22 protein-coding genes are annotated in these 26,150 nt (G+C 37.0%); all 22 read right to left on the reverse strand.

Going from position 1 to position 26,150, the window contains the following annotated elements:
- Positions 1–362: 362 nt before the first annotated feature.
- Complete coding sequence (hflX, locus tag ABD814_RS01630; protein WP_344909711.1) at positions 363–1,583, reverse strand: GTPase HflX; 1,221 nt, start codon at positions 1,581–1,583, stop codon at positions 363–365.
- 38 nt (positions 1,584–1,621) lie between these two features.
- Positions 1,622–2,521, reverse strand: coding sequence for an AAA family ATPase (locus ABD814_RS01635; protein ID WP_425549040.1), 900 nt, complete (start codon positions 2,519–2,521; stop codon positions 1,622–1,624).
- A 154-nt stretch (positions 2,522–2,675) separates the two neighbouring features.
- Complete coding sequence (gene hfq, locus ABD814_RS01640; RefSeq protein ID WP_344909713.1) at positions 2,676–2,900, reverse strand: RNA chaperone Hfq; 225 nt, start codon at positions 2,898–2,900, stop codon at positions 2,676–2,678.
- Between the two features lie 31 nt (positions 2,901–2,931).
- Positions 2,932–3,888: a tRNA (adenosine(37)-N6)-dimethylallyltransferase MiaA gene (gene miaA, locus ABD814_RS01645; protein ID WP_344909715.1), complete on the reverse strand. Its 957-nt coding sequence runs from the start codon at positions 3,886–3,888 to the stop codon at positions 2,932–2,934.
- A complete protein-coding gene (gene mutL, locus ABD814_RS01650) occupies positions 3,889–5,721 on the reverse strand; it encodes a DNA mismatch repair endonuclease MutL (RefSeq protein ID WP_344909716.1) in 1,833 nt (610 codons plus the stop codon).
- A gap of 3 nt (positions 5,722–5,724) precedes the next feature.
- A complete protein-coding gene (gene mutS / locus ABD814_RS01655) occupies positions 5,725–8,295 on the reverse strand; it encodes a DNA mismatch repair protein MutS (RefSeq protein ID WP_344909717.1) in 2,571 nt (856 codons plus the stop codon).
- A 114-nt stretch (positions 8,296–8,409) separates the two neighbouring features.
- The gene (cotE, locus tag ABD814_RS01660; RefSeq protein WP_344909719.1) at positions 8,410–8,967 is read right to left on the reverse strand and encodes an outer spore coat protein CotE; all 558 of its coding nucleotides are present in this window, start codon (positions 8,965–8,967) and stop codon (positions 8,410–8,412) included.
- A gap of 263 nt (positions 8,968–9,230) precedes the next feature.
- Complete coding sequence (locus tag ABD814_RS01665; RefSeq protein ID WP_344909720.1) at positions 9,231–9,593, reverse strand: YlbF/YmcA family competence regulator; 363 nt, start codon at positions 9,591–9,593, stop codon at positions 9,231–9,233.
- Positions 9,594–9,695: 102 nt separating this feature from the next.
- Positions 9,696–10,616 carry a dipeptidase gene (locus ABD814_RS01670; RefSeq protein ID WP_344909721.1) on the reverse strand — a complete coding sequence of 307 codons (921 nt, stop codon included), beginning with the start codon at positions 10,614–10,616 and terminating at the stop codon, positions 9,696–9,698.
- An 83-nt stretch (positions 10,617–10,699) separates the two neighbouring features.
- Positions 10,700–10,960, reverse strand: a complete 261-nt coding sequence (locus tag ABD814_RS01675; protein ID WP_344909723.1) for a stage V sporulation protein S — start codon at positions 10,958–10,960, stop codon at positions 10,700–10,702.
- Between the two features lie 142 nt (positions 10,961–11,102).
- Positions 11,103–11,900, reverse strand: coding sequence for a TIGR00282 family metallophosphoesterase (locus ABD814_RS01680; protein WP_344909724.1), 798 nt, complete (start codon positions 11,898–11,900; stop codon positions 11,103–11,105).
- A 151-nt stretch (positions 11,901–12,051) separates the two neighbouring features.
- Entirely contained in the window at positions 12,052–13,623 is a 1,572-nt protein-coding gene (rny, locus tag ABD814_RS01685) for a ribonuclease Y (protein WP_344909725.1), read from the reverse strand.
- Between the two features lie 246 nt (positions 13,624–13,869).
- A complete protein-coding gene (gene recA / locus ABD814_RS01690; RefSeq protein WP_344909727.1) occupies positions 13,870–14,907 on the reverse strand; it encodes a recombinase RecA in 1,038 nt (345 codons plus the stop codon).
- 157 nt (positions 14,908–15,064) lie between these two features.
- Positions 15,065–16,306: a competence/damage-inducible protein A gene (locus tag ABD814_RS01695; RefSeq protein ID WP_344909728.1), complete on the reverse strand. Its 1,242-nt coding sequence runs from the start codon at positions 16,304–16,306 to the stop codon at positions 15,065–15,067.
- The gene (gene pgsA, locus ABD814_RS01700; protein ID WP_344909729.1) at positions 16,306–16,884 is read right to left on the reverse strand and encodes a CDP-diacylglycerol--glycerol-3-phosphate 3-phosphatidyltransferase; all 579 of its coding nucleotides are present in this window, start codon (positions 16,882–16,884) and stop codon (positions 16,306–16,308) included. Before pgsA ends, ABD814_RS01695 begins: the two co-directional genes overlap by 1 nt.
- An 82-nt stretch (positions 16,885–16,966) precedes the next feature.
- Positions 16,967–17,839, reverse strand: coding sequence for a helix-turn-helix domain-containing protein (locus ABD814_RS01705; protein WP_344909731.1), 873 nt, complete (start codon positions 17,837–17,839; stop codon positions 16,967–16,969).
- Positions 17,840–18,037: 198 nt separating this feature from the next.
- A complete protein-coding gene (gene yfmH / locus ABD814_RS01710) occupies positions 18,038–19,321 on the reverse strand; it encodes an EF-P 5-aminopentanol modification-associated protein YfmH (protein WP_344909733.1) in 1,284 nt (427 codons plus the stop codon).
- Positions 19,314–20,600 carry an EF-P 5-aminopentanol modification-associated protein YfmF gene (gene yfmF, locus ABD814_RS01715; RefSeq protein ID WP_344909734.1) on the reverse strand — a complete coding sequence of 429 codons (1,287 nt, stop codon included), beginning with the start codon at positions 20,598–20,600 and terminating at the stop codon, positions 19,314–19,316. The genes yfmH and yfmF overlap by 8 nt, the downstream gene beginning before the upstream one ends.
- Positions 20,601–20,793: 193 nt before the next feature.
- Complete coding sequence (locus tag ABD814_RS01720; RefSeq protein ID WP_344909736.1) at positions 20,794–21,513, reverse strand: GntR family transcriptional regulator; 720 nt, start codon at positions 21,511–21,513, stop codon at positions 20,794–20,796.
- Between the two features lie 117 nt (positions 21,514–21,630).
- Positions 21,631–23,886, reverse strand: coding sequence for an FtsK/SpoIIIE family DNA translocase (locus tag ABD814_RS01725; RefSeq protein ID WP_344909737.1), 2,256 nt, complete (start codon positions 23,884–23,886; stop codon positions 21,631–21,633).
- Positions 23,887–24,040: 154 nt separating this feature from the next.
- Positions 24,041–24,904 carry a 4-hydroxy-tetrahydrodipicolinate synthase gene (dapA, locus tag ABD814_RS01730; protein WP_344909739.1) on the reverse strand — a complete coding sequence of 288 codons (864 nt, stop codon included), beginning with the start codon at positions 24,902–24,904 and terminating at the stop codon, positions 24,041–24,043.
- Between the two features lie 30 nt (positions 24,905–24,934).
- Positions 24,935–26,149, reverse strand: a complete 1,215-nt coding sequence (gene dapG, locus ABD814_RS01735) for an aspartate kinase (RefSeq protein ID WP_344909740.1) — start codon at positions 26,147–26,149, stop codon at positions 24,935–24,937.
- Position 26,150: the final 1 nt, after the last annotated feature.

The raw sequence follows: 26,150 nt of genomic DNA on the forward strand, positions 1-26,150 counted from the left end.
GGCATTCACTTTTGGCAATTTAATGGGCAAATCACCTATAAAAAATCAAGTTATGAATAATGCAGGATTTATTATTTTTGTTTGGAGTCTTTCACTCTAATTTTTGATAAGAAAGGTCGTCATCTGAAGACACTTCGCGTTCCGCGGGGATGGCCTCAGCTAACTTTTGTAGCAAAAATCGCTACAAAAGTGGATCTTCGGCTCATCCTCTTCCCGCTGGAGTCTTCGTGTCTTCAGATGACTATACGCTATTTCCGTTTAACTTTTAAGTGAGTGCGTACATATAAATGAAAGTCATTTAGTTAAGCATTACTACTTACTTTGCGGTAAACCATAAATAGAATAGTTCAGGTTTTATATTGTTAACGCATTAAAGGGTGGTCCTCAGGTAAATAACCTTCTACCTGGTAGGCTTGCTCATCTTCTAGAAAAACCTCTTTAACAATAATTGAAGATTGTTTATATTGTTGCAGTAATTTACCTTGATCTGCTGGAATCGTCACTTTGTATCGTGACCAGATTTTTTTGATCAATTTTTCAGTTTCATCAAGGATCTTTTTACGATCCGCTTCTATAAAAGCACTAATAACAATTGATGGTTTTAACATCGGAAGAAAATCATCTGTCAATTGATCATTTTTATTGTAGATTGTCAGCATTGGAATATGATCAGCATCTAGTTCTTTCAGTAGATCAAGTACCGTTTCTTGTTGTTGATCGTGGTCTGGATGTGATGCATCAACAACATGGTAAATTAAATCTGCTTCTGCCACTTCCTCCAGTGTCGATCTAAAAGCAGCAATTAATTCAGTCGGTAAATCTTGCATAAAGCCAACTGTGTCTGTAATGATTGGCATCAAGCCTGATGGTAATTTTAATTTTCGTGACATTGGATCAAGTGTGGCAAATAACTGATCCTCTTCAAAACTATCGCTATCTGTCAGGCGATTAAATAATGTTGATTTGCCTGCGTTTGTGTAACCAACTATTGCAATATTAAAGCTATGATTTAAGCGCCGTCTTTTACGGTACTGCTCACGTTGATTAACAACTGTTTTTAAGCGGCGTTTCACTTCATCAATTCGACGATTAATATGCCGACGATCTGATTCTAGCTTTGTTTCACCAGGTCCACGTGTCCCAATACCACCTGCTAATCGAGATAAAGCAAGTCCCTGACCGTGTAATCTTGGTAATAAATATTGATATTGAGCAAGCTCAACTTGTAACTTCCCTTCATTTGAAGTTGCTCTACTTGCAAAAATATCTAAAATCAATTGACTACGATCAATGACTGAGACGCCTGTTTCGTTTTGGAGATTCCGCATTTGTGATGCAGATAATTCATCATTTGCAATAATTAAATCGATCTCCTCACTTTCAACAAGCGCTAAAATTTCTTCAAGCTTTCCTTTTCCTAAGTAGGTTGCAGGGTGTGGCTGATTGCGTTTCTGAGTAATCACTTCAATCACATCACCACGAGCTGTTTTAGTCAGTGATTTAATTTCTTCAGTGGAATAATAAAACTGAGTATCGTCAACCGTCTGTCTTTGAACGGCTATGATTAAAATGTTTTCTGTCATGTTGCTCCCTCGTTTCTTATCGGTCGAACCATTTCTTGTTAGGTTAGAATATCATCTGCTGTTAATAATACAAGAATATCACCATCATAAACTTGTTGTTTGACTAGTCGAATGGATTGATTTCTGATGATTTTTTCCACTAAATTTCTCACAAATCGACCATTGCTAAAATTCACGTTTGATTCTAGGTCAATTTTCTTTTTAATTAAATGAAACAACTTAAATTCAGCTTCTTTTGTCAAAATATAATCACGTTTCGCCACCATCTGCTTAGCGATCGCTAATAATTGATCAGCATCATAGTCTTTAAATTCAATGATAAACGGAAATCGTGAGCGAAGACCTGGATTTGTCTTGAGAAAGTAATCCATTTGTTTCGGATAGCCGGCAAGAATTAGCACAAATGATTGTTGATGATTATCCATATGTGTCACCAACATGTCGATTGCTTCTTTACCAAAGTCCTTTGTACCACCACGAGCGAGAGAATAGGCTTCATCAATGAATAGCACACCACCTTGAGCGCGTTTGATTAAGTCTCTTGTTTTATGGGCTGTTTGACCAATATATTCACCAACTAAGTCGGCCCGATCAACTTCAATCACTTTTTGTTCTGCTAAAACACCTAACTCGACAAACCATTTCGCTAATAGGCGGGCGACAGTTGTTTTGCCAGTTCCGGGATTTCCTTTAAAAAGCATGTGTAACGTTTGTGGTTCAACTTTTAAATTTGCTGATTGGCGACGTTTATTTATTTCAATCAAAGCATAAATCTCAACCATTTGATCATAAATAAAATCTAAGCCAACTAACCCTGTCAATTTTTTCTCGATCTGTTCAAATGGATTAGGTATAACGACTTTGTCTAGTTGTACCCGTTTCTGATCATGTTTCTGATCATGTAAAATGATATTGATCTGATTGACTCTTGGTGTCATTTTATCGATCACTCTCCTTCACGTTATAAGTATACGCAAGTTGGAGAGAATTTTGCCCATCAATTTTGCATCACTAAAGACAAAACAGGTGTAGAATTTTATATCTTCCTACACCTGTCTTGCTATCAAACTATTAACCCCCAATTAAAACCAATCATTCTGTTTCAAGTGTAATATTTTTTGCCGGGGAGAATGTTGAGATTGCATGTTTGAAAATAAGTTGTTGCTTTCCATCACTTTCAACTAATACGGTGAAGTTGTCAAAACCTTTAATGACACCTCTTAATTGGAAGCCATTTGTTAAAATGACAGTCACCTGAATATAGTCTTTTCTTAATGCGTTTAAGTACTGATCTTGAATATTAACTGATTGAGCCATTGTATTTCCTCCTCTTTTCTATCTCTATATATTAATAGTTCTCTATATCTTCAAAAATTCCTGCTAAATTTGCAGAAATTTTTTGAAAAACATGATTTTTCTTTTCAGGAGTGATTGCATACCATTTTACATTCAATTGATTTCTAAACCAAGTATACTGTCTTTTCGCATAGCGACGAGAATTGCGCTTCAACAATTCAACTGCACGCGCTAAATCATATTCACCTTCAAAGTATGGAACGAATTCTTTGTAGCCAATCGCTTGCATCGATTGGGCATCTTTTAATCCATTATCATAAAAATATTTCACTTCGTCAATTAAACCTTTTTTAATCATTAAATCCACTCGTTGATCAATTCGTTGATAAAGGAGCGATCGCTCCATTTCTAATCCGATGATGACTGCATCATAGATTGGCGTTTTTGATTGAGATTTTTGTAATTCTTTCATTGTTTGTCCAGTTCGATCATAAACCTCTAATGCCCGAATGACACGACGAACATTGTTGGGATGAATTGTTTCTGCTTGAGCTGGATCAACTGTTTGTAGCCGTTGATAAACCGCTTCAATCCCCTTTACCTCAATTTCTTTTTCAATTTTCTCTTGATAAGTTAGATCACGCTTTTGGTCAGAAAATTGATAATCATATAAGATCGCATTAATATAAAGCCCTGTTCCACCGACAATAATTGGTAGTTTGCCACGTTGTTGGATCGCATCAATGTGTTCCTGAACTTGAGCTTGAAAGTTAGCGACTGAAAATGATTCGCTCGGTTCGACAATATCGATCATATGGTGGGGAATATTTTCTTTTTCGTCATCCGCTACTTTTGCTGTGCCAATGTCCATCCCCTGATAAATTTGCATTGAATCCCCACTGATCACTTCTCCATTATACTGTTTAGCTAGCGTGATACCAAGTGCTGTTTTCCCCACAGCTGTTGGACCAACAATGACGAGTATTTGATTATTTTTCTTTGCGCTCATTTACATCACCCGCTTAAACAGTTTCTCCATTTCATAAGTTGAAAAGTGAATAATAATTGGTCGACCGTGTGGACATGTGAACGGATCTGTTGTCGTTCGCAATTCCGCTAATAATTCAAACATCTCGTCATAATTAAGATGATGATTTGCTTTAATTGATCGTTTACAGGCCATCAAAATCGCCGCTTCTTCACGAAGTTTACTTAAATTTATTTTACCATCTCGAATAATTTGCTCGACCATATCTCGAATCGTCTCTTCTTCTAATCCTGTTGGAAACCAAGTTGGATGTGAACGAACTAAATAAGTCGATTGACCGAAATGTTCAAAAAACAAGCCTACATCCTCTAAATCTGCTTGATACTGTTCAAGCATTAATGCCTCTTGCTTAGAAAAATCAAATTGTAGTGGGATCAATAATTGCTGCCGGTCACGCTCAACTTGACCGATTTTATCTCGGAAAAATTCATACTTAATTCTTTCTTGTGCTGCATGTTGATCGATCATGTAAAGTCCCTGTTCATTCTCAGCAACAATATATGTGCCGTGGTGCTGACCAATTGGATACATCACAGGAATCCGCTCTGTCTGCTCAACTTGAGCCAGTTCGACTGCTTGATTGTTATCAACCGAATCTAATTGATCAAGTTCATATGTTTGTTTTTCTTCATATGCTTCAATTGCTGTTTTAGGTTGAGTTTGTTTTTGTTCAAACCCACTTGGCTGTTGATTCTCGATTGTCATATTTGTTGGATCAACGAGCGGTGTCTTTTTTGTGTGTTCAAACTGAAAGCTTTCTTGTTCAGTCTCTGCTTGTTTTGCTTTTTTTACAAGTGCATCGGGTATCAGTGTTTCTCGGCGAAATCGCTCTTGAATCATTGTTTCAATGGCTTGATAAAGTTCTTTTTCTTTACTAAAACGAACTTCTAACTTAGCTGGATGGACGTTAACATCAACTAAAATTGGATCCATTGCAATTTGTAGGACAACAATTGGACTTCTACCAATCGGCAATAGTGTATGGTAACCTTTTAAAATCGCATGATTAAGTGGAATGTTGCGAATAAAGCGCCCATTAATAATCGTTGAGATAAATGATCGATTCGATCTTGTCACTTCAGGTTTCGAGATATAACCTGTGATGTGATAATCTAACGTTTTATGATCAATTTTTAGCATTTTTTTTGCAACAGAGACACCATAAATCTGGGCAATAATTTGAATTAAATCGCCACGCCCATTTGATTGAAACAAGCGTTTTTCATTATGATAAAGCTCAAATTTGATCTTAGGGTGAGAAAGACTTAACCGGTTAATCACGTCTGTTATATGTCCTAATTCAGTATGGATCGTTTTCATATGCTTCAAACGTGCTGGCGTATTATAAAATAAATGCTCGACCGTAATTTCCGTTCCCTGTCTCGCGTCTGAGCGATCACGGGTAACGATTTGACCACCGTCTAAGCTTAGTAATGTACCCGCTTCAGCTCCAGTTGATGTTTTTATCGTTAATTGACTAACTGCTGCAATCGATGCAAGTGCTTCCCCTCTAAACCCTAACGTCCGCACGTGAAAGAGATCATTTTCCGAACGAATTTTACTCGTTGCATGACGTAAAAAAGCTCGTTCAACATCAGCCGAGTCCATTCCAAAGCCATTGTCGGTAATCTTAATTTTGCGGAGACCAGCTTCTTCTACTTCAACTTTAATCACCGTACTGCCGGCATCAATACTATTTTCAACCAGTTCTTTAATAACCGATGCAGGTCGTTCGACAACTTCACCTGCTGCTATTTTATTAGCTAAAACATCAGGCATCGTTTGGATTTTCACGGTCTAGTCCTCCTCTTTTAGCAGTTGCTGAAGCTGATAAAGTTGATTCATCGCTTCAATTGGTGTTAATTCCATAATATTAATCGCTTTAAGCTGTTGCTCAAGTTGACTCGGCTCTTTATCTTTTGCCTGTTCAGCTGGTTCATTGATGAAAAAACTTAACTGATCGGATTGATCACTCACTTGTTCAGGAGTTTTTGTTTGTTCTAATTGCTCTAAAATGACATTTGCCCGCTCAATGAGTGAGGCTGGAAGCTCAGCCAATTTAGCTACATGAATCCCATAACTCTTATCAGCAGGTCCACTTCTAATTTGATGTAAAAAGACGACTCGCCCATCAAATTCCTCAGCTCGAACATGGATATTCTTTAGTCTCGTTAAATGATCAGCTAAACTCGTCAGTTCATGATAGTGAGTCGAAAAGAGTGTTTTTGCCCCTAAGTAATCATGAACGTACTCCATAATGGCTTGAGCAAGCGCCATCCCATCATACGTGCTTGTCCCACGTCCAATCTCATCAAGTAAAATTAAACTATTTTCCGTTGCATACGTTAACGCATGCTTCGCTTCTAGCATTTCAACCATAAATGTACTTTGGCCACCGACTAAATCATCTGATGCACCAATTCGGGTGAAAATTTGATCAAAGATCGGTAATTTTGCTTGTTCCGCTGGGACAAAGCAACCAATTTGAGCCATGATCACAGTTAATGCCACTTGCCTCATATACGTACTCTTACCTGACATATTCGGTCCGGTAATCAATAAAATTTGGGTGTCTTGATCTAAATACACATCGTTTGGCACATATGTTGCGTCACTCATTACCTTTTCAACGACTGGATGACGACCTTTGACAATCTCTAACTCACCTGTCGTCGTTAAGTCTGGGCGACTGTAGCCTTGTTGCTCACTAATCGTAGCAAAACTTTGGAAGACATCCAGTTGGCCAATTTCAGTTGCCAATTGTTGTAAGCGTGGAATATAGTCGAGTACTTGTTCACGTATTTTTAGGAATAACTGGTACTCAAGTTCAACACTTTTTTCTTCAGCTGATAAAATCAAGTTTTCTTTTTCTTTTAATTCTGGTGTAATGTAGCGTTCTGCATTCGATAATGTTTGTTTTCGTTCGTATTTTCCTTCTGGTAGCAAATGCAGGTTCGCTTTTGTCACTTCAATATAATAGCCAAAAATTCGATTATAACCAATTTTTAATGATTTAATCCCTGTTGCTTGTCTTTCCTGGCTTTCTAACTCGGCAATCCATTGTTTCCCGTTCCTTGATGCATCACGGTACTGGTCAAGTTCATCATTAAATCCATCACGAATCATGTTACCTTCTTTAATCGTCATCGGTGGTTCATCGGTTAAGCTTTTTCCAAGGAACTCTTTTAAATCGGTTAATGGATCTAAAGCTTCGCCGAGCTTAATGATTTCTGCTTCAGTGAATGTTGCTAAAATCTCTTTTACATGTGGTACTTTATCCAATGAAAGTTTTAACTGAATTAAATCACGTGCATTGACATTACCAAATGCAACGCGACCACATAAACGCTCAAGATCATAGATAGACTTTAACTGGTCACGTAGTTCTTCGCGCTTAATATAGTCTGCCATTAGTCCTTCAACAAACTGATAACGTTTCTCTAACACTGAACGATTTAACAATGGACGCTCTAAAAACTTTTTCAGTTGACGTGCACCCATCGCAGTAACCGTTTGATCAAGCACCCATAATAAGCTACCTTGTTTCGACTTTTTAATAATCGTTTCTGTAAGTTCGAGATTTCGTTTTGAATACATATCTAGACCGAGGTATTGATTTAATTCAATCAATTGTAATGGTTTGATATGATCTAGTGCTCGTTTTTGCGTCGTTTCTAAATAGCTAATTAGCTGACTAAAACCAGTGATCAAATGCTCGTTATCAATTTCAGCAACTAAATGGCGATACGTTTCTGTTAATGATGATTTTTCACTATATGAAATGGTTACATTTAATCGCTCAATTAAACTTTGCTTTTCTGCTTCTAGTAAACCCGTCGTTATAATCACTTCTTTGACTGGTCGGTTGTACAACTCATTTAACACTTGTTCCCAGCCTGTCGTGACGAGTGCTCCACTCGTTTCACCTGTCGATAAATCAATATAAATCAGCGAGTATGTATCATCATCAAAATCTGCTAAACTTGCTAAATAATTATTTTCTTTTTCATCTAACATGACACCGTCCATAACTGTTCCTGGTGTGATCAGTTGGACAACTTCACGTTTGACAACTCCGACAGCATCTTTCGGATCTTCAACCTGTTCACAAATTGCAACCTTATAGCCTTTGTCAACTAAATTTTTGATATAGTTTGTCGCTGAATGGTGCGGGACCCCACACATTGGAATCCGGTCATCCCCACTACCGTTCCGGCTCGTTAATGTAATCTCTAATTCTTGTGCTGCTTTGATCGCATCATCAAAAAAGAGCTCATAAAAATCTCCTAATCTAAAAAATAAAAAACTATCCTGGTGCTGGGCTTTTATTTTTAAATATTGCTCAATCATTGGTGTGTATTTACTCATCGGCGCTAGCTCCTTAAATCAACTCTAATATTCCCATTATAACATATCGATCGGATCAGATTAAAATCATACCTAAAAAAATAAAGCGCACAGATGATCTGTACGCTTGCTTATTTATTCTTCTACTGATGGGTCTAGATTAATCAGTTCTTCATCTGTTAATTCTGCAATCCAATCATCTTCATCATTGTCGTTACCAGTTGTTGCTGTTGGATCGACACGAACGGAAACTTTTGTATCACCGATTACTTCAACTAAAAATTCACGCTCAACTTCTGTCTTAATTTTTTGTGTTGATTTGTCAATCGTGCACGATGTTGACTTCGGTTGTTGGAGTACTTTTGCGTAAACATCAACTTTATTACCCACTGTTTGCTTATCTTTAGCTGATAAGTCAATCAGATCAGTATAGTTCACGCGTTCAGTGACAACCTCTGTTTTAGTATGATCATTAAACGAATACCAAACGTTAATATCATAGCTGCCGTTTACTTCGACTTTATCATCACCTTTTCGTTTCGCGTTATATAAATGATTAATGACCCAGCAACCTAATATACTCGATGGTTGATGTGATGGATTGACAACATGAGAATCCTCGTTAAACTTACGACCTTTACCAATTACCGCTTTCGTGATAATTTCACGGTAGTCTTGATCCAAAAATGACATATTTACTAACCTCCATTCTTAATACTGTAGCTTATGCAAATTCACTAGGCGAAGTGACACGCACCACCTAATCCATCCTATGCACTAGCCTAAGATGTGCTACTGAAAAGAGGTTAACAAATTAAATAACCAGGATTAATCATACATCAGGATAGTCACCTGAAAAGACTTGTTGCTGAAAGCGTCGACCTATAGTCGAGATCACGTGAGTTCCTCCATTGCTATTGTTCGTATTTTATCCTTATTTAAGTCATTGTTTGTATTCATTCGATTGAATTAAATTTTTCGTTCACTTTGTCATTAATGTTTGCTGTAATCCTTTGTAATAAATCATTGACAACAACTTGAGCAGACTTAAATTCGTCAACAATCGGGAGTGCATCAATTTCCGCTTGGATTGCATCAATTTGATCATCAATTTGCTTAACAGCATTGACTTTTCCATAAGCCTGTAAGTTAACCGCTTGTTTTTGAAGCTTTTTAATCTGTTCAATTAAATCTTTCACTTTTTGATTATCATTCAGACGGGCTTCCAACGCTTTAAAACGCTCAACTTCTTCTAATTCGTCTAACCGTGTTGTGATTTCTTCTACTTTATTTAAAACTTCCTCTTTTGAATAAGCCATGATTGATTACACCCCTACAATCTATGTAATGTGAATACTGTTTAAATGTTTCTTGATCCTGTTTAACATGATAACAAGCATTTTTGTTTAAAAAATATGAGTTTAATTGATTCTTGGAAATTTTCTTATGAAATTCTCACTAGAGATTTTATTGACAATCCTTCTACTATAATGGTCAAACAACTCTTTTTTAAAGCGATGATAGCCAGTGACATTTTCTAATCCAGAAATCGTATTTGTAATTCCATCAAAATCAGAGCCAAAGCAGAGCTGATCTTCTGCCCCTAGTTCAATAAAATGATCAATGTGCTCGAATAAATCATCAATCGAAACGAAATCTGAACTTTTTGTGAATTCAGGAACAAAAGTGACACCGATCAAACCATCACGCTTAATAATCGCTTTAATTTGCTGATCAGTTAAATTACGTCGGTGCTGGCAAATACGATACGCATTGCTGTGTGAAGCAATCACATGATCAGCTTGATCAATCACATCATCAAAACCTCGGACGGATAAGTGGGAGACATCTGTCCAAATCTGTTCCGCATTTAATAACTGAATAACCTCTTCGCCAAATCGTGAAACACCTTTTCCTTCAATACTCATCACGCTATCACTGACAGCATTATTATTATTCCACGTCAAACCAACAATACGAACACCCTCATCAATTAAGCGAACCAAGTTATTTAAATCTGTTCCAATTGGATGACAGCCTTCTAATGTTAGAATTGCTCCTAATTGATGAGGTTGTAAGTTTTCTAGCTCCAGCTTTGATTGAATCTGAATGATATCCGGATTAGGCAAAACAATTTTTTCATAAAAAAGATCAATCATTTTTAGTGCAACATCGAATTGTTGATTTAATGGGGTCGTATCGGGGACAAAAATCGCAAAGGCTTGCACTTTTATTGGGCTTGCACGCCATTTTTCCAAATCAAACTGTAGTGCATCACTTTGATTCACATTATAGTCATGCCGCCACAATTGATAAAGCAAGTCACAGTGGGCATCGATCACAGCGTTTCCCTCCATTTTGCTTGACTTTTCGATCATTAACGTAAATCAGTGTGGGGAAATTTCCACCACACTGACAAATGTTTTCATCTCGGTTCAACAATCAGTTTAATTGCTGTTCGTTCTTCGTTATCAATCTTAATATCTGTAAAAGCAGGAATACAAACTAAATCGACACCACTTGGCGCTACAAATCCTCGGGCAATCGCAACAGCTTTGACTGACTGATTCAACGCACCTGCTCCAATCGCTTGTATTTCTGCTTTCCCTCGTTCTCGTAATACATTTGCTAAAGCACCTGCTACTGAATTCGGGTTTGATTTTGATGATACTTTTAATATATCCACCTTTGCTACCTCCCCTAAGTTTCTTAAGTTCCTACCACTTTTACTATATTCTTATGATTTTTTGATATGCTAACTACAATTCATTTCATCATAAAAAATCATGATCAGGGAGGCTTGCAAAGAAATCTTTCACGAAAAAGTCTTATTCAAAAAATGGTTGGTCATCGGTAATTAAAATGCGTTCAATTTTTGTTGCTTGTCCAGATCTCTGATCAATGTCAATCACAACACCACTCAACTGCGCTTTACCTTTTTTAGTTGCTTCAAAGCGAACAGGTAATTGTGTTAAAAAGCGTTTAATCACGGCATCTCTTTCCGTTCCAATAATCCCATCATACGGTCCTGTCATACCAACATCGGTAATATAGGCGGTTCCATTATCGAGAATTCGATTATCTGCTGTTTGCACGTGTGTATGTGTTCCAACAAGCGCACTGATTTTTCCGTCTAAATACCAAGCAAGTGCTAGTTTTTCACTCGTTGCTTCTGCATGAAAATCGATGAAAATGATTGGGGTGCGTTTACGTACTTCAGCAATTAATTGATCAGCGTAACGAAATGGGTCATCAATTGCCGGTAAAAACGTTCGGCCTTGTAAGTTGATAATTGCAACTTCAGTGCCATTAACATTAACAAATCCGTAACCTTTACCTGGTGTACCTTCAGGGTAATTGGCAGGTCGAATCATTTTGTCAGCATCATCAATAAAATCGAAAATTTCTTTTTTATCAAAAGTATGGTTACCCATTGTTAAAAAATCTGCTCCGTAACTTAAAAGTTGTTTATAAATTTTCTCGGTAATTCCTTTCCCTGCAGCGGCATTTTCACCGTTGACAATCGTTAGCTGAGGCTGATACTTTTGTTTTAATTTTGGTAAGTATGTTTCGATCTGCTCTCTGCCTAAAGAACCGACCACATCACCAATAAATAAAATACGCATAATTTTACTCCTTCAATTGGTTAATTTAATATGTATAGCTATCCGATAAGTTTAACTAAGATTAAGTTTTGCATATCGAATCAAACTTGTCAAAAGTAAACAGGGTGCCGTTAACATGCAACGGACACCCTGTTTTCATTTGAAGTTTTAGTTATTTTGCATACTCTACTGCGCGAGTCTCTCGAATAACAGTTACTTTAATATGACCAGGGAAATTTAATTCATCTTCTATTCGTTTACGAATCTCTCGTGAAATACGAACAGCTTCTAAATCATCAATCTCATCTGGTTTAACCATGATTCGGACTTCACGACCAGCTTGAATCGCAAATGATTTTTCTACACCGTCATAGGATTCAGAAATTTCTTCTAACTTTTCAAGTCGTTTAATGTAATTCTCTAACGTTTCACTTCTTGCACCTGGTCTTGCAGCGGATAAAGCATCAGCAGCAGCCACTAGTACAGCAATAATAGAAGTTGGTTCCTCATCACCGTGGTGTGAGGCGATTGCGTTAATGACAACATCTTTCTCTTTGTATTTAATCGCAAGCTCTTTACCAATTTCAACGTGACTTCCTTCGACTTCATGATCGATTGCTTTACCGATGTCATGAAGCAGTCCGGCGCGTTTTGCTAATGTCACATCTTCTCCTAATTCTGCAGCTAATATGCCCGACAAATGAGCCACTTCAATTGAGTGATTCAATACGTTTTGGCCATAGCTTGTACGATATTTCAGACGACCTAATATCTTAATTAGATCAGGATGTAAGCCGTGTACACCTACTTCAAAGGTTGTTTCTTCTCCGACTTCTCGAATAAAGTCATCAACCTCACGTCTTGATTTTTCAACCATTTCTTCAATTCGTGCTGGGTGAATTCGACCATCTTGAACTAATTTTTCTAAAGCGATTCTTGCAATTTCGCGTCTGACAGGGTCAAAACCTGATAATATAACAGCTTCAGGTGTATCATCAATAATTAAATCTATTCCTGTTAATGTTTCTAAAGTACGAATATTTCGGCCTTCTCGACCAATAATTCGACCTTTCATTTCATCATTAGGTAGATTAACAACAGATACAGTCGTTTCAGCAACATGATCTGCTGCACAACGTTGCATTGCATATGATAGAATATCCTTTGCTCTCTTATCAGCTTCTTCTTTCGTGCGATTCTCGGCCTCTTTAATAATTAGTGCTGATTCATGATTCACTTCTTTTTGAACACGTTCTAGAATGATTTGCTTTGCTTGATCCGATGTATAACCAGAAATGCGCTCCAGTTCAGCTTGTTGTTCAACCAACAAAGCTTCTACTTTGCCTTCCATTTCTTCAATTTGTTGTTGTTTTTCTGCTATAGCTAGTTCCTTCTTTTCTTGCATTCGCTCACGTTTGTCCAACGTTTCGTCTTTTCGATCAAGGTTTTCTTCTTTCTGCAGAAGTCTATTTTCTTGTTTCTGTTGCTCTGCACGACGTTCACGGAGTTCTTCTTCAGCTTGTTGACGAAGTTTATGATTTTCATCTTTCGCTTCTAATAAAGCTTCTTTCTTTGCTACTTCAGCATTTCGATGCCCCTCTTGAACAATCTGTTTTGCTAACTCTTCTGCGCTAGAAATCTTTTTCTCTGCAATTGATTTACGAATCAGATAGCCAACAACAATACCGACGATAAGGATAGCTAAACTGGAGATGATGATAATGATTAAATCCACATAATCCATGGTTTCACCTCCTCTTGCTATTCATTTTTTAACTTTTTAAGTCGGCATGTACTTTGTATTACTTATTTGAAATGCGTCATTAAGTTTTTAGTATAATTAAAAAATTATACAATGTTAATTTTACTGGTGCAATTAGGCAATGTCAAGAAAACAAAAGAAAGTAATTTATTTCGACAAAATTCGCGTAATGAAAATAAAAAAAACGGTCAAAATTATCTAGATAACTTTGACCAATTTATTAGCAACTTATTCTTCTGGAACTAATTCATCCATTACTTTTGGTTCTTCACTATTTTCACCATCTAAGTTATAGTGTGCTCGAACAGCATGATTAATTTCTTCAATCATTTCAGGATGCTCTCGTAAAAATTCTTTCGAGTTTTCACGGCCTTGGCCAAGACGTTCTTCTTTATATGAATACCATGCACCACTTTTTTGAACAATATCTAAGTCAGAAGCAATATCTAGTAACTCACCTTCTTGTGAAATTCCTTCACCGTACATAATATCAACTTCAGCTTGCTTAAATGGCGGAGCGACCTTATTTTTAACAACCTTAATTCGCGTTCGGTTCCCGACCATTTCATTCCCCTGCTTAATCGTTTCTGCACGGCGCACTTCTAAACGAACAGAAGCATAAAATTTCAATGCACGTCCACCTGGTGTTGTTTCAGGGTTACCAAACATGACCCCAATTTTTTCACGAACTTGATTAATAAAAATGGCAGTTGTTTTTGATTTATTAATCGCACCTGAAAGCTTTCGTAGCGCTTGAGACATCAGTCTTGCTTGGAGTCCCATATGAGAGTCGCCCATTTCTCCTTCAATCTCTGCTTTTGGTACTAACGCTGCAACAGAGTCAACAACAACAATGTCAACCGCACCACTTCGGACTAATGCTTCAGCAATTTCTAACGCCTGTTCACCAGTATCCGGCTGAGATAATAATAGTTCGTCTGTATTCACGCCTAAATTTTTAGCGTAAATTGGATCTAAAGCATGCTCAGCATCAATAAAGGCCGCTGTACCCCCTGTTTTTTGAACTTCCGCAATTGCATGTAAAGAAACGGTTGTTTTACCTGATGATTCAGGTCCGTAAATTTCAATCACACGGCCTCTTGGATAACCCCCAATTCCTAATGCAATATCGAGTGCTAATGACCCACTGGATACAGTAGCTAGCTTCTGCTCAGCCCGATCACCAAGCTTCATAATTGAACCCTTTCCGAACTGTCTTTCTATTGATTTCAAAGCCTGATCAAGGGCTTGTTTACGCTCACTCATCCGAATTCCTCCTCAAATTTAAACTACTCTTATCATAACCTCTTTTGTAAAAATACACAAGCAAAAAGCGAATAAACGTTCTTATTTTTTCAACTAAAAACAGCTGTGTTTTTGATGAAAATGATAGATATTTTACAAAACAGTCGTAATAATAAGCTTATTTTAAATATTTATAAATCATTTCTAGTCCTTTTTTTACAGAAAGTGCACGAATGCTATTTCTCGGTTTAGAAAAATGAAACTTTTCGATCAGATAATCTTTGTCTGAGTGATACAAACAAACAAAAACGGTTCCAACAGGTTGTCCTTCTAACGGATCAGGACCAGCTACCCCAGTAAAGCTAATCCCATAGGTCGAATTAAAAACCCCTTGAGCGCGTTTAGCCATCTCGTATGCCGTTTGTTTGCTAACCATACCATATTGGTCGATTGTCGATCGATTAACGCCTAAAGCGCTTATCTTCGCATCCTCTGTGTAACTAATCAAACTGCCATTAAAAATACGACTAGATCCTGGAATCGACACAATCTGATCAGCGAATTTACCACCTGTTAAACTTTCAGCGCCTGCGATCGTTTGATTTTTCTCTTTCAATCGATCAATGACAACTTCAGTTAACGTCTGTTCATCTGAGCCATAGATATAAGAACCGATCAGTGCGTGTAATTCTTTTTCTTTTGCTTCAATTAATCGGTTTGCTTCAGCTTTTGAATTCGCCAGTGCTGTAAGTCGTAAGGCGACTTCGCCATCAGCAGCTAATGGAGCGATCGTTGGATTGCTTTGTTGCTCAATTAAATTTTTCACCTTTGTTTCGAGTTGCGCTTCTCCAATGCCAATACAGCGAAGCATTTTTGAGACAATCACTTCTTTGAGTTGATAGTTTTTCTCTAAAAAAGGAAGTACGGATTCAGTCATCATATACTTCATCTCACTAGGCACACCAGGCATTAAAATAAGTAATGATGATTGATATTCTACCATCATACCAGGCGCTGTCCCGATTGGATTCGGGATGATCTTGGCACCAGCAATCACTTGTGCTTGTTTATAATTATTTTTAGACATGACTCGATTTGATTGCTTAAAATATTGTTTTAATTGAGTTAGCATCTCATCATTTTCGATCAGTTCCCGTTCGACGAGTTCTGCAACGATCTCGCGGGTAAGATCATCATCAGTCGGTCCAAGACCACCTGTAATAAAAATTAAGTCTGAGCGATCAAGCGCTTGAGATAAAGTTGATTTTATTCTCGCTTTATTGTCACCAACAACTTGGTGAAAATAAACGCCAATCCCCTTAGTCGCAAGTTTTTCTGAAATCCATTGGCCATTCGTATTTGTAATTTGTCCAAGTAACAACTCAGTACCAACTGCAATAATTTCAGCTTTAATTGCCATTAATTAGACTCCTTCATAACATGCCAGTTTTTAATAAAATAGTCGACACCAGAAATAACCGTTAAAATAAGTGCGATGTACAACGTGATCAGCCCAATTGGCCAGCCCAAATATGAGAAAGGGAAATTATGCAATAAGATAAAACTGATTGATAACAGTTGAAAGGTTGTTTTCCATTTTCCCATTGAGCTTGCCGCTAATACGATACCTTCTCCAGCTGCAACTAATCGAAGCCCAGTAACTGCAAATTCTCGAGATAAAATAACGATCACTAACCATGCTGGGGCTAATCCTAATTCAATTAATAAAACATAAGCTGCCGTAACTAATAGTTTATCAGCCATTGGGTCTAAAAATTTGCCGAGGTTCGTGATTAAATTATGCTTACGGGCATAATAGCCATCTAGCCAATCCGTTCCTGAAGCAATGATAAAAATTAAAGCAGCCACAAAATGAACAATTGGTAGTGTCGTTGTGCCAATTGACCAACTTCCCCAATCAAGTGGGAGTGATAATAATAAAATAAAGATTGGAATTAATAAAATCCGTGATAAAGTGATTCGATTTGGAATGTTCATTGTAAAAAGCGTCCTTTCGTTAATTAACAAAATAATGATTAAACCCCACCCATCACAAGATGAGCGGGGTCATTGTAACAACTTATTCAAGCTCTTCGTTAATATATAACCATAAAACTTGTACCGCAGTGGGTGATATTTCTGTCGATAACTCGACTTCTTTATCATTAATTGTAATCGTAATATCACCGGGATTACCAAACCTCAAATAAACAAAATCTTCATCGCTCACATCGAATGAAACAGGTGAGCCACTTGACTGTAATGTCTCATAATATAAACGATTTCCCTGGTCATCTTCAATTTCCAACCAATTACTACCAGATGACTCGATCACTAGCTCAATCGATTCATCAGTTGTACTGAATTGATAATAGGAAACTGCATTTTCGTATGAAACAAGTGACAGCTCCGGCTCTTCGGTAACATCTTCCTCAGTCTCATCTGGTTCATCAGCCTCATCTTGACCTGGATCATCTTGATCAATATCATTTGATGGGATTGAAACTTCGTCTCCAATTGATTGGTCAGTTTGAACTTCATCGCCGACATCCGGCGATGGACCGTCTGGATTCTGTAATGTTCGCCAAATAAAGAAGACAACACCAAATAGTAAAATAAAGACGATAATGGTTGGGAGTACTCTTGTAAATGGTGATGATTTTGATGATGTTGATTTTCTTCTAGAGCGTGATAGCTGTGTATAATCAACATCTTCGTCAACAGTTGGTATTTCATGGTGATGTTCATCTAAAAGCGCTTTAAAATCTAATCCAACTACATTTGCATATTCTTTAATAAACACCCGTGCATAAAAATTCCCTGGAATCATCGAAAAATTGTTGTCTTCGATTGCATTCAAGTGCCTGATTTGGATTTTCGTCAGTCTGGATACTTCTTCTATGCTATATCCTTTTTCCAGGCGAGCATCTTTTAATTTTTCACCAATTTGCATCTATAACACCATCCGTTTAACTTAATTACTTTTGACCTGCACGTTAACTACACTATTTCTATAATAAATGATTTTCGCAATTTATAAAAGAGTTAATCTCAATTTTAGCGAATTATTATTACTTTTACTTAAAATTACCTTCACTCAACATTAAATAAGACGGATTCAAACAATAAAAAGTTACAAAGTGTCTAGATATTATGATTTTGGTTTTACTTGAAAGACAGCGACATTATCAGCTTTGATCCATTGATTTAAAAATTGATTAACCTCTTCTAGCGTAAGTGCTTCTAATGTTGGGATTAACTCATAAAAATCAAAATCAAGCATTTGATAATGCGTCACTTGACTCGCAATATCCGAGACTCTGTTCATACTTCTCAATAATTGACCAATTGTTTTTCTTTTCATTCGTTCAAAATCGGCTTCTGCCAATTGATAATCTTTAAATGTCGCAAGTTGCTCCTTGATTTTTTCCGCTAGTTGATCAGGTTGACGTGTATTACCACCAATAATTGAGTAGCAAAATTCTTTTTGTCGTTCAGTTTCGAAACCTAAACCACCATCAATCAAATCAAGATCATAAAGTTCTTGGTAATACGTTCCCGATCTCGAGTAAAAATAATCTAACAACATGTCGGCGATCAATTCATCTTTAATAAATTGTAATCGATCCGTTGCGGGTTGTTCTTTGATCCCAACCATACACTTTGGAACAGCAACCGGCATCTCAATCGCATCATAGTCTTTGTATACTTGCTCAGGCTCTGTCGGGAAGTGACGCTCGATTGTTGACTGTTGGTCAAAGTTTTTCTCTGCTTGATTTGCTTCAATCATGGCAAACATTTCATTTGGATCAAAATTCCCCACAAGTGTTAACACCATATTTGATGGGTGATAAAACGTATGATAACACGTATATAAATCTTCTTTTGTAATCTGCTGGATTGACTCAACTGTTCCTGCGATGTCAATTCGAACAGGATGATGCTCATACATCGCAGCAAGAACCCCAAAAAAAGCACGCCAATCTGGTTGATCATCATACATTTGAATTTCTTGAGCGATGATTCCTTTTTCCTTTTCAACCGTTTGATCTGAGAAGTATGGTTCCTGAACAAAATCTAATAATATTTTTGTATTATCAATAATATCAGTAGTTGACGAGAATAAATAAGCCGTTTTTGTAAATGATGTATATGCATTTGATGATGCACCGTTTTTGGTGAAATACTGAAAAACATCATAGTCTTCTTTTTCAAATAGTTTATGCTCAAGGAAATGGGCGATTCCATCAGGAACTGTGATCGACTCTGTATTATTAATCGGTACAAACGACTGATCAATCGAACCGTATTGTGTCGTAAAAATTCCATACGTTTGAGCCATTTCTACTTTAGGAATCAGAATGACCTGTAATCCATTAGGCAAAACTTCTCGGTATACCGTTTCGTTTAATTGACTATATTCCGTTTTATTCATTACTTTGACCTCCAGTTGCAGTTAAGAAGTAAATCGTATCGAGTTCTAATTTATTAGCAACTTGAACAATTGATTCTTTAGTTACTTGGTCAATTGCCTCAATGAACTCCGCGACAGATCGGTTTGATTGACCGACTCTTTGATTGTAAATCACTTCGATCATCCCAAATGGATCATCGAGGGTCTCTTTATATTGGTTGATAATCTGCCGTTTTGCTTCATCAATCTGTTCATCTGAAAAATCCCCCACCTGCATTGCTTTCACTTGATCAAGAATGATTGTTTTTGCTTTTTCAAAGTCTGCTGGCGCAATTCCACTATAAATAAATAGCAGTCCTTTATGACTCTCAAATTGTGATGAAGCATAATAAGCTAAACTGTTTTTTTCACGGACATTAACAAAGAGTTTGGAGCTTGGGAAACCACCAAATATTCCATTAAAAACTTGAAGTGCGGGGTAATCTGGGTCTTGATAACGGATATGCGTCCGGTAGCCTAGATGTAGTTTTCCTTGTTGGATCGACTGTTCTTCAATGATTTGTTTAGCTTCCTGTACATCGCGATCTTCAGTAATGATCTGTTCTTTTTGATGATTATTTTCTTGACGATCAAACAAATTACCAACTAACTGCTCAACATCAACTGATTCAAAATCACCCATCACATAAAGATCAAGCGTGTCATCTGACAGTATTTCTTGATAATATTTCGCTAAGTTCTCTGCTGTAATTGACTCAATATCTTCTGGATAACCATGAATATGAATTTGATACGGCTCGTCTTTACACATTTCATCGACTAAGCGAATATTAGCGTAGTGAAGTTTATCATCTGCAATTGATGCAATTTTTTGTTTTAAGGTCTGCTTCTCTTTCGTAACAATCTTAGGATCAAACTGATTATCCACTTGTTTCGGTTTAAATAATGTATCACTAAAGAAACTGAGACCACGCTTTAAGATGTTCTCATCTGTTGATAAATACGTTTGATTAGCGAGGGTCATCCGCGCTGTTAAAATGTGTTGCTCACCTTTTTTTGTACCATCGATTGAAAAGGTTGCCCCATACAAGTTGTCTAAAGCGCGACGAAATTCATTTGCTGTTGGATACTGTGCTGTTCCTTGTTGCAAGACAAACGGTAATAGTGCGCGTTTAGTGATTGTATCGCGTGACAATACCGACCTAAATTTCGCAGTAAAGTGAATCGTTTTAAATTTTTTATGATCAACTATATGTAACGTATAGCCTTGTTTTTCAACTGTTCTAACGTTTAAATCCATCTAATAAAACCTCCTAATAAAGTATCGAGAATCAAATTTTGAATGATACGAATTATCCTTTATTGTATCCAGAATCTATCCCTTCATTATAGTTTACCTCATTATCAGCAAGGTAACAATTACCACAATTCATTTCAATCAAATATAATCTTTTCAAAGTAAAAAACCGCCTGTTTAGGCGGTTTTTAAGAGTTTACATTCTTTTTCTAACGACGTGAAATTGAAATGCATCACTTCTGAAATAATTCTCAGAATATAAAATTGGCTCATCATCTTTTGTATAATGCATTTGTCTAAGCAATAATAACGATTGATCAGGGCCACAATTTAAAATAGCTGATATTGTATCATGATAACCAATCGGCTCAACATAAGCATGCGCATATTCAATCGTTTTACCTGTATAAGAATGAATTAAATTAAAGATAGAGTCCTGTTGATGAATATGACCAATTGGAACAATTTCATTATCAACTTTATCAATACAATAAACAACCGGTTCTCCGTCAGCTGTTCTAACTCGCTCAACACGAGCAATTAATCTTAGATCTGCATAGTTAAAATTGTTAAAATCACTTTTTGTCGGCTCAACAATCTCCGCTGCAACAAATTGTGTACCAGGAACTTTACCAGCTTTTTTAATCATTTCTGAAACACTACCCAATTCTTCAATACCAGAAGAATAGATTGGCTTTGGATTAACAAATACGCCAACACCTAATCGTCTTGTCACAAGACGTTCTTCAACAAGCTGATCGACAATTGATCGCATCATTTCTTGTGAAACCTGATATATCTTAGCAAATTCATAAAGAGGCTGTATTTTTTCATTCGCTAAATAGACACCACGTTCGATGTCATGTCGAACTTGATTCAAAGCTTCCTTAAATTCACTATTATCATCTATCCCCATTGACAATCCCCCAGTAAGTATTCGTAAATCTGATTACTAAACAATATAACATTTAATCATTAATAAATAAACAACATTTACGACAAAGTTCTGATTCCTTCGATAAATTATCCAAATCTATTGTTCTGGATACTCTGTAATAAGTACTTTTCTCGGTTTAGAGCCTTCATAAGGGCCTACAATGCCACGGTCTTCCATCATGTCAATTAATCTTGCTGCTCGTGTATAACCAATTCGAAAACGACGTTGAAGCATTGATACACTCGCTCGTTGCATTTCAATAATCATTTCTACCGCTTCATCAAATAACTCATCATCAGGCTCTTCTTGTGTTTCAGGAATCTCATCAGGGATCATTTCCTCTTGATACTTTGCTTTTTGCTGGGTAATACAATGGTCAACAATTTTTTCAACCTCATGATCTGATAAAAATGCCCCCTGAATTCGAACAGGTTTTGACAAGCCGACAGGTAAAAACAACATATCTCCTCGTCCTAAAAGCTTGTCGGCCCCTCCCATATCAAGGATTGTGCGCGAATCGGTCTGTGAAGAGACACTAAATGCGATTCGTGAAGGAATATTCGCTTTAATCACACCAGTAATGACATCAACAGATGGTCGCTGTGTAGCAATGATTAAATGAATCCCAGCTGCACGTGCCATTTGGGCTAATCTCGTAATCGAATCTTCAACTTCTTTTGATGCAACCATCATTAAATCTGCTAATTCATCAATTAAAACAACAATATAAGGTAACAACGGTTGTTGATCCTCTGTAGTTGCTGTCTCATTGTACTCCTTGACAAAATTATTATAGCCCTCAATATTTCGATTACCTGTATCTGAAAATAAATCATAACGGCGTTCCATTTCAGCAACAACCTTTTGTAATGCTTGGGCTGCTTTTTTAGGATCTGTAACAACTGGTGCTAATAAATGGGGAATTCCATTATAAATATTGAGTTCAACTTTTTTGGGATCAATCATCATCATTTTTACTTCATGTGGTTTAGCACGCATTAAAATACTTGTAATAATCCCATTAATACAGACACTTTTTCCACTCCCTGTCGCACCTGCGATCAGCAAATGGGGCATTTTATTTAATTCAGCAATAATTGCATCTCCTGAAATATCACGACCTAAAACAAATGATAATTTAGAACCATCTTGATCCTTCAATGTTTCAAAAACTTCATACATTGTGACCATTGATATCTCTTGGTTCGGAACTTCAATCCCTACAGCAGATTTTCCAGGGATCGGTGCTTCAATCCGAATATCCTTGGCAGCTAAAGCTAAAGCAATATCATCATGCAAACTGACAATTTTGCTCACCTTCACCCCTGCCGCAGGATAAACTTCATACTTGGTCACTGCAGGACCAATGTGCACTTTAGCGACTTTTGCTTTGACACCAAAGCTCTCAAAGGTTGATTCAAGCTTACGCACTGTTTGTTGAATCCCTTTACGATCTTGTTGATGCTTCTTATTTTTCGGTTGATCCAACAATTGAATCGCAGGCAGTTCATAAGACTGATTTTCCAGTTCTGTCATCGCTGTTACTTCCAACGTTTCCATTTCTGGTTCTATCTCTTGATTGCTCGCTTCTGGTTGACTTGGTTCGATCTCATTATCTGCTTGCTCAGAATAGGCAACTTCAGTGAATGCGGCAATAACTGGCCCCTCTTCCTCTTCAGCTTCTTGGCTCTGATCCTGAATGGCTAATGTCGGTTTAATTTTAGCTTGCTCTTTCTTTGGTTCTTTCTTGCGTTTTTTACGCGATTTATGCCATGTTTTGAACTGTTTTATTCGTTTGCTAAAAATTTTATCAAGTGATAAATCGAGTAGAAATACTGTTCCATTTAGCAACATAAATACCGCTAAGAAGATTGCACCTGTTGTTGAGAATAAGACATATGTAAAGGCATAGAGCAATGCACCAATCATTCCACCACCTAGTAAGCTCGCTGATGAAGTACCTTTAATAAAATCGAGATAGTTTCTCCAAGTTGTTCGGATAATTGAGCTACCTTCAACCGATAAGTAATGATTGTATTGATCAATGTGGCTAATCAATAAAATTCCAATAAAAACAATGAATAAACCGAGTGTCCTGCGGGTAACGATTTTTGGCATTTTTCGTTTAATCATTAGATAGATTCCTATGACTAGTAGGGCAAGTGAAGCACCCATATACCAAAAACCAAATAAAAACCGTAAGCTATTTTCCAACCATGATGTAATCAGACCATCACTAATTGAACCTGCACCACTGCCGAATATAGCGATCAGGACAAATAAAATTCCATATAATTCGTATTTAAATGATTGACTCAGTTTTAATTTTTTCTTCTTTCTTTTCCTTGCCATATAAAATCTCCTTACCTGTCCCAAATAATGATCTAATTATAACATACAATAACTGTGTGTATGTGATTAAATAGCGTTTCGATATTTGTTAGTAAAGCGAAAAAGTACAATACCAAGTTGATATTGTACTTTCTTCAATTTCCTATTATGTGGCTTATTTGAGTAAGTCCCTGATCAATTGTTCTTCTACCTCATTGACATTGACAAGGGGTAACCGCACACTTCCGACATCCATACCTTTCATCCGTAGTGCTGCTTTTACTGGTGCTGGCGATGGTGCCATAAATAAGCCTCGCATGATTGGTAATAATTTGCGATGAATAACTGCTGCACCTTTTACATCACCAAGCTCAAATTTCGCAAGCATTTCTTTCAGTTCATTGCCCACAATATGTGAAGAAACAGAAACAACTCCTGTTCCACCAATCGCTTTAATTGGTAATGTTAGACTATCATCCCCACTATAAACAGAAAAGTGATCAGCTGTTTCCTCAATAATTTTCGATAATGCATCTAGATTTCCACTCGAATCTTTTAGTGAAACAATATTGTCAATTTTTGATAAAGAAATAATCGTATCAACTTGTAAATCAACCATCGTTCGACCGGGAATATTGTATAACATAATCGGTAAATTTGTTGCTTCAGCGATTGCAGCGTAATGTTGATAGAGCCCATCTTGATTCGGTTTGTTGTAATAAGGCGACACAAGTAATAACCCATCAACCCCGATCGCTTCTGCTTCTTTTGATAATTGAATGGATTCTGCCGTATTATTAGATCCTGTTCCAGCAATAACCGGATATTTTCCACCAGCAACTTTCACCGCGTATTTAAATAAATCAATTTTTTCTTGATAAGTTAATGTAGGTGATTCACCAGTTGTTCCAGCAACGATAATCGCATCTGAGCCATTGCTGATTAAATCATTCATTAACTCCGTTACCATCGGATAATTAATTTGATTATTCTCATCAAAGGGCGTTACCATTGCTGTTATAATTTGACCAAAATTCATCTACATTGCCCTCCTTTAGTTATTCATATATTATTCATTGAGGTCAAAAGCTTGATGAAGGACATTTATTGCTGTAACAAGGTCTGTTTCATTAATTAGTACCCAGATAGTTGTATGACTATCTGCAGATTGTAAAATTTCAATACCTGCACTAACTAAGCTTTGAACCATTTTTGCCGTAACTCCTGGTACACCAGTCATTCCAGCACCAACAATCGAGACTTTTGCACAATTATGAATTAACGTTGGCTGATACCCCAACTCAAGTAGTAATTGTTCTGCTTTTTCACTTAACAATTCAGGTACAGTGTACATCACACCAGAAGGAAAAATATTAATAAAATCAACCGAAATACTGGCTGCTGCCATTGCCTCAAAAATTTGTGCATGAAGCAAGCCCGACGGCTCATCAGCAACGATTTTTATTTGAGTAATATTAGCCATATGTGCGATCCCTGTAATTAAACGATCAGGAATTTCAATTCCTTTTTCATCATCTAATGGACCCGTAACAATTGTACCAATTTGATTTGATTTATTCGATCGAACTCGAATCGGAACTTTCGCTTGCATGGCAATTTCAACTGCTCGTGGGTGAACAACTTTAGCACCTTGATAAGCTAAATTACAAATATCAGTATAGCTAGCCACCTCAAGTGTCCGAGCATCTTTAACCATTCTAGGGTCAGCAGTCATAATTCCATTCACATCGGTAAAAATATCAATGAACTTTGCATTAAGTGCAACTCCCAAAGCGGCTGCTGATGTGTCACTACCACCACGCCCCAATGTTGTTGTTTCCTGATTAAGCGTTTGTCCTTGAAAACCTGCTACAACGACGACATCATTAACAAGTAACTCAGCCTTTAATCGGTCTGTTTCCATCGATTTGATCTTCGCCGATGTAAAATCTTCTGTTGTCACAAATCCAGCTTGGGCGCCTGTTAAAGCCGTTGCAGTAACAGCATGTTGTTTAAGCTCATTAGATAAAACGATCGCTGAAATAATTTCTCCACATGACATGAGTAAATCCTGTTCACGCTTTGATTGTTTACCATTTGGATAATTAATCAGCGCTAAAAGAGCGTCCGTTGCATATGGATCTGGTGCGCGTCCAATCGCTGAGACAACGACGACGACTTTATAACCTTCTCGTAATGATGCTTGAATGTGCTTAATTGCATACTCACGAGATCCCACATCTTTTAACGATGTCCCTCCAAATTTTTGTACTAAAATATCCATC

This window comes from Amphibacillus indicireducens (assembly GCF_039539605.1).
GTDB lineage: Bacteria > Bacillota > Bacilli > Bacillales > Amphibacillaceae > Amphibacillus > Amphibacillus indicireducens.

Coding starts and splice junctions, on each gene's coding strand:
- hflX (WP_344909711.1), bottom strand. CDS start 1,583: ATGACAGAAAACATTTTAATCATAGCCGTTCAAAGACAGACGGTTGAC.
- ABD814_RS01635 (WP_425549040.1), bottom strand. CDS start 2,521: ATGACACCAAGAGTCAATCAGATCAATATCATTTTACATGATCAGAAA.
- hfq (WP_344909713.1), bottom strand. CDS start 2,900: ATGGCTCAATCAGTTAATATTCAAGATCAGTACTTAAACGCATTAAGA.
- miaA (WP_344909715.1), bottom strand. CDS start 3,888: ATGAGCGCAAAGAAAAATAATCAAATACTCGTCATTGTTGGTCCAACA.
- mutS (WP_344909717.1), bottom strand. CDS start 8,295: ATGAGTAAATACACACCAATGATTGAGCAATATTTAAAAATAAAAGCC.
- cotE (WP_344909719.1), bottom strand. CDS start 8,967: ATGTCATTTTTGGATCAAGACTACCGTGAAATTATCACGAAAGCGGTA.
- ABD814_RS01665 (WP_344909720.1), bottom strand. CDS start 9,593: ATGGCTTATTCAAAAGAGGAAGTTTTAAATAAAGTAGAAGAAATCACA.
- ABD814_RS01680 (WP_344909724.1), bottom strand. CDS start 11,900: ATGCGTATTTTATTTATTGGTGATGTGGTCGGTTCTTTAGGCAGAGAG.
- rny (WP_344909725.1), bottom strand. CDS start 13,623: ATGGATTATGTGGATTTAATCATTATCATCATCTCCAGTTTAGCTATC.
- recA (WP_344909727.1), bottom strand. CDS start 14,907: ATGAGTGAGCGTAAACAAGCCCTTGATCAGGCTTTGAAATCAATAGAA.
- ABD814_RS01695 (WP_344909728.1), bottom strand. CDS start 16,306: ATGGCAATTAAAGCTGAAATTATTGCAGTTGGTACTGAGTTGTTACTT.
- pgsA (WP_344909729.1), bottom strand. CDS start 16,884: ATGAACATTCCAAATCGAATCACTTTATCACGGATTTTATTAATTCCA.
- ABD814_RS01705 (WP_344909731.1), bottom strand. CDS start 17,839: ATGCAAATTGGTGAAAAATTAAAAGATGCTCGCCTGGAAAAAGGATAT.
- yfmH (WP_344909733.1), bottom strand. CDS start 19,321: ATGAATAAAACGGAATATAGTCAATTAAACGAAACGGTATACCGAGAA.
- yfmF (WP_344909734.1), bottom strand. CDS start 20,600: ATGGATTTAAACGTTAGAACAGTTGAAAAACAAGGCTATACGTTACAT.
- ABD814_RS01720 (WP_344909736.1), bottom strand. CDS start 21,513: ATGGGGATAGATGATAATAGTGAATTTAAGGAAGCTTTGAATCAAGTT.
- ABD814_RS01725 (WP_344909737.1), bottom strand. CDS start 23,886: ATGGCAAGGAAAAGAAAGAAGAAAAAATTAAAACTGAGTCAATCATTT.
- dapA (WP_344909739.1), bottom strand. CDS start 24,904: ATGAATTTTGGTCAAATTATAACAGCAATGGTAACGCCCTTTGATGAG.
- dapG (WP_344909740.1), bottom strand. CDS start 26,149: ATGGATATTTTAGTACAAAAATTTGGAGGGACATCGTTAAAAGATGTG.